Source organism: Sphingopyxis sp. (assembly GCF_035250425.1).
GTDB lineage: Bacteria > Pseudomonadota > Alphaproteobacteria > Sphingomonadales > Sphingomonadaceae > Sphingopyxis.
This window is the reverse complement of the sequence record NZ_DATFFD010000209.1, coordinates 1-2,539: the sequence shown is the minus strand read 5'-3', so window position 1 is coordinate 2,539 and position 2,539 is coordinate 1. Positions and strand designations below refer to the sequence as shown.

The 2,539-nt window shown below is 59.9% G+C and carries 2 protein-coding genes and 1 pseudogene; all 3 read left to right on the top strand.

Annotation, left to right across the window (positions count from 1 at the left end):
* The first annotated feature begins 200 nt into the window (after positions 1–200).
* Positions 201–707, top strand: coding sequence for a hypothetical protein (locus VJ811_RS12275; protein WP_324072703.1), 507 nt, complete (start codon positions 201–203; stop codon positions 705–707).
* Positions 708–1,092: 385 nt separating this feature from the next.
* Positions 1,093–1,300 (top strand): annotated as a pseudogene (locus VJ811_RS12270) (integrase); the annotation flags it as partial.
* 345 nt (positions 1,301–1,645) lie between these two features.
* Positions 1,646–2,539 (top strand): Fic family protein (locus VJ811_RS12265; protein WP_324072701.1); only part of this gene is annotated, 894 nt, incomplete at its 3' end.

Here is a 2,539-nt window from a genome sequence, read left to right as displayed (position 1 = left end):
TGGGCACCGACTTGGTCGCCGGCAGGAAGCGCGTCCCCAATCCGGCAACGGGGAAAACGGCTTTGCGGATAGGTTTGTAGGACATCATTCCCTCACATCCGTTGATGGCGATCCGGCCTAATCACCGCCCTGTTACAATTTTGTCGGAAAGCAGCAAAAGCTGCTCAGGTAGTGATTTGAAATTGTGAGATATTTCCATCTTGAGCGATTCGGTATGTTTCTCGGAAACTGCTCAAATCGGCTTTCTTTGCAACGAGCCCTGCTCACCTTCCTCGAAAGCAAGGCGCTACTTCAGGACTATGCGCACACCGGAGACGTTCGCGATCGGTGCGATGTGCGATCATGTGTTGGACGCTGCGAGTCTGCGGCTCGATCCGATGACGGCCGGGCGCTATCGTTTCGAGTGGGGCATCGAATCCGTCGGCGGTCGTACCAGGCGCGGCCTCGACATCCGTGTCCATGACATTGAGACCGGGTGGCCGCGCGAAATCAGTACCTTGTCTGGAGGCGAAACCCTTATTGCGGCCCTGTCGCTGGCGCTTGGTCTATCCGACATCGTCGAAATGAACCATGGCCGAATCTGCCTGGACACTGAGAACACAGCGGCACGCTTGATTTCCTGTTACAGGTCCGAGCGCCGCGTGACCAGCTTCCACTGGGTCGCTAGAGAGACCGCGCATTCTTGTTCCGCGACGGCATTGCTTTGAGCGTTTCAGACCCGGCCGATGCGGTCGCCGAGAACCTTCGATGCTGGTCAAGCCGTGCCTCGAGGTCGGCCCGCATGAGATCGTATAGAGCGTAGTGAGCCTTGGGCGGGTTTGCGCTGGTCGAGCATGTCATCGACGGCCTCCAGACGGGCCCTCTCCACGTTAACCTCCCGGAATGTCTTCTCTCGCCATTATCAGCCTCCTGGTACGTCTTCGGTCGCCATCTTCTGCCTCCTGGCTCGTCTTTGCCCGATATATGCTTGGGTGAGGTTAAAGGCAAATTGCAGTTGTCAGACTAGCTGAGCGTCTATCTGCGAGCGCAGCCAATCCACGACATTCTGTGCATTCTCATCTGGCGGGAAGACCGGGTAAAAAACCTTTGCTTGGTTGGGTGACTGGCATCGGGCTTCGCCGGGAACAATATGGCACACACACTCGCTCCGGCGTACAAAGGCATCAATCATCTACAGGCGACAGGCAACTTGCGCGCGGCGCAGATTCTCCTCGGCCATACCAAGATCGAAAACACGGTTCGCCATCTTGGAGTGGATGTCGAGGATGCCCTGACTCTTGCTGAAGGGAGTGAAATCTGAGGGCCTGGCTCCTCGTTCCGGCGGGGAGCCAGATCGGCAGCGAGGCGCCACAGTGCGTCGTTCCTACGAAACTATGCCTGAAAGCGGTCATATACCCCCTCCCTCGCCAAACGCAGCGAAAAAGTTCGGCCCACGAAAGCCATAACCTTAGTTCAATAATCAGTTTCGAATGACAGATGCCATTGGTAATCGTTTTCGTATCGTCTTAAACGTTCTAACATGAATGAGGGCGTAAGCGACGATCGGCCGATGTTGGGCCATATGTGGCTTCGGGCTGCGTTCGCACCGCAAAGCCCGCCGCCCTATGTCGAAAGCTACCTGGTCGCGGGTGCGCGGCGCACCGAAGTGATCGCCGGGCGCATTGTCGAGTTCTACCCGCGTTCCTACGCGACCGGTGACGATGTCATCGCCAACCTGCGCTTTGCCCTGCGCTATGAACCCCTGGACTTGGGTGTGCTGGCCGCAACCTTCGTTGCCATCGACGCCGAAGTGGTCGCGGCATGGGTGCGCACCGAGCCGAGCGGCAGCTATGCGCGGCGCGCCTGGTTCTTCTATGAGTACCTGACCGGCGAACGGCTCGAGGTGCCGGATGCCGCCGCCGGCAACTACGTCGAAGCGCTCGATGCGCAGAAGCATGTCGCCGGGGCGAGGCGGAACTCTTCGCGGCACCGCGTGATCGACAATCTGCTCGGTACGCCGAACCTGTGCCCGACGGTGCGCCGCACGGCGAAACTGGAAGGGCAGATCGGCGTCCATATCGATGCTGAAGCGCGTGAGATCATCGAACGCTATGAGCCGGCCGTGCTCGCCCGCGCAGTGCGGCATCTCTTCGCCAAGGAGACGCGCTCGTCCTTCGCGATCGAGGGGGAAGCGCCCAGCCCGGATCGGACTGAGCGGTTCGTCACGGCGCTGCGCTCCGCCTACGGCTTTGACACGGGCGACAAGGAAGCGATCGTTCGGCTGCAAAATGCGATCGTCGATCGCCGCTATGCAGCGACCGACTGGCGCAGCTTCCAGAATTTCGTCGGCGAGACGACCGCCGATTACCGCGAGGAGGTGCATTTCATTTGCCCCCGGCCTGAGGACGTCCCCTCGCTGATGACGGGCTGGATGGCGCTGACGGCGCGGATGCTCGCCGACAACATCGAGCCTGTCGTGGCAGCGGCAGTCGCGGCCTTCGCCTTTGTCTTCATCCACCCGTTCGAGGACGGCAACGGCCGCATCCACCGCTTCATCGTT